Below are 1,930 nucleotides of genomic sequence, written 5' to 3'. Positions count from 1 at the left end.
ACCCTTCGGGAAATAAAAAAAACGGCTCCATAAAGAGGAACCGTTTTGCTTCAAAAATCACGTTTTGTGTTATACTGGAGAAACGAAATTGTGTTTTCAAAATTGTCATTTTCGACATGATAACTTTTCTCGTAGTGTGGTTTTGCCGAACCCACTACTTTTTTTATGTCTCCGAACTTCATTTCTTCCCGTTCCGGCTTAACAATCCCTTTTGATTTTCGATACATATTCATTCCGGAAGGATACATGTGCAGCCGTCCGCCTTTTAAAAATTTCTTTTCCCGACCTTCTACGATCTTTGTTTGCACCTCACAGCCCTCTGAAGCCACTTTTAAGGCTGTTTCCCTGTCTTGGACATCTTCTAGGTCTATATCAGTCAAATAAGCGCTCAAATAGGCTCCTATGTTGTCTATATCCTTTAATGACTTGATTGTTACAAATCCTAAACCCCATAGACTCCTTAATTCAGCATTTTTAATATAAATCTTATCCAAATCATTAAAGCGCATTAAAACATGACAATGCCAGGCTCCACGTCCTTGTGGCTCTACCACCGATAAATAATCTATCGAACTTTCTTTCTTGTATTTATAACGCAACCTGTCGATAAAATTTTGAAAATCACTATAAAGTTTTTTCGTGTCCGTCATATTTTTCTTGTATGTCAAAGTTATATGTAATTCATTTGGCCGTCCTATAAAATTGTTATTTATCAAATAACGCAGCTTCTTAAAGGTTTGTCTCAAAGAATTATAATTTTCCTGCCGATTTTCCGAATGCTCGAACTCCCGGATCTCCCCAGTAGAGAGGTCTACAAACCTATCCTTGTCCAATTTTTTGATATTATTTTTCCGGTTCATCTTCTCCATATGCTGAACTTCAATGACGTGATTCATAGTGGTCACTTTTACAACATCATTTGGAGCTATGAAAACCGCGTCACCATTGCGTTTATCCATCCATTTCCCCTCAATTTTTCCTGTAATGTTTAATTAAAATCAAGTTAATAATAAAGAACCCCAAATCCGAAGTCAGTTTTTCAACAAAAATTAGCGTCCTTTTCCCAAATAGTCCCTATACAATTCCTTAATAGCAAACTCAATTACAGCATCTTTTGAAACTCTTCCAAATTCATTGTGTTTTGTAAAATGTTCGGCTAATAACTCTAGCTTTTTAAATGTTTCAACAGTAATTCGAGGTCCAATTTGTTTTTTCTCTTCCATCCAAACACACTCCTAACAAGTTGTTAACATAATTCTAACATTGGAAATAATAGAATTCAAGAACAGAAAAAAGAAGCACACTCGGAATGATATTTCGTTTCCTTTTGATTCCGAGCCTCCACCCCTTACAATCCCCAAAGGCAACCGACAAGGGAAAATTCGTCCCTTATCGGCACCTCCGGAAATTGTACAGCAAGGGGTCACTCCCAATAAAAAGACTACGACATATAAAACAGGTTTAGCTTCAGAGAAAAAGAGCATAAGGAAACTCGGTGCCACCCTAAAAAAAAGGGTGTCAAACAGGCTGTGCCTGTTGAGTTTCTATGCTCTTAGAACAGGTGCCGTTTTTGAAGCCAAAGATATAGCATAGATACCCCATAGATATAGCAGGGATATACCAAAATATCTCTAGAGATACGGGTATCTATGCTATATCTCTCTACAAGATTCCTCCACACGCTTGACGGAAATGCTTCAGCATTTTAGCACTCACTCGACAGAGTGTATAAGTGCGCCATTCGGAATTTCAAAGCTTCAAATTTCACAGAGAGTGCCCATTTATACACACCCCCTAAATCGTGGTGTGACAATGGGTTCTCGCCGGCTCGAAATCGGTTTGTCATTCTGACAAATAACCCATCGGGAAATAAAAAAAACGGCTCCATAAAGAGGAACCGTTTTGCTTCAAAAATCACGTTTTGTGTTAT

At 37.9% G+C, this 1,930-nt stretch carries 2 protein-coding genes; both read right to left on the bottom strand.

Translation table 11 applies throughout. From position 1 onward, the window contains the following. Positions 1 to 50: 50 nt before the first annotated feature. The gene (locus ACFVH2_RS24925) at positions 51 to 959 is read right to left on the bottom strand and encodes a hypothetical protein (protein ID WP_375839305.1); all 909 of its coding nucleotides are present in this window, start codon (positions 957 to 959) and stop codon (positions 51 to 53) included. Positions 960 to 1,049: 90 nt separating this feature from the next. Further along, a complete protein-coding gene (locus tag ACFVH2_RS24920; RefSeq protein ID WP_375839303.1) occupies positions 1,050 to 1,223 on the bottom strand; it encodes a hypothetical protein in 174 nt (57 codons plus the stop codon). Between the last annotated feature and the right edge of the window lie 707 nt (positions 1,224 to 1,930).

The organism is Rhodococcus sp. NPDC127527 (genome assembly GCF_042672245.1).
Lineage (GTDB): Bacteria > Actinomycetota > Actinomycetes > Mycobacteriales > Mycobacteriaceae > Rhodococcus_G.
Note: the sequence above shows the minus strand (reverse complement) of the source record. Positions and strands in the feature narration are given on the sequence as shown.

Coding starts and splice junctions, on each gene's coding strand:
- ACFVH2_RS24925 (WP_375839305.1), bottom strand. CDS start 959: ATGGATAAACGCAATGGTGACGCGGTTTTCATAGCTCCAAATGATGTT.
- ACFVH2_RS24920 (WP_375839303.1), bottom strand. CDS start 1,223: ATGGAAGAGAAAAAACAAATTGGACCTCGAATTACTGTTGAAACATTT.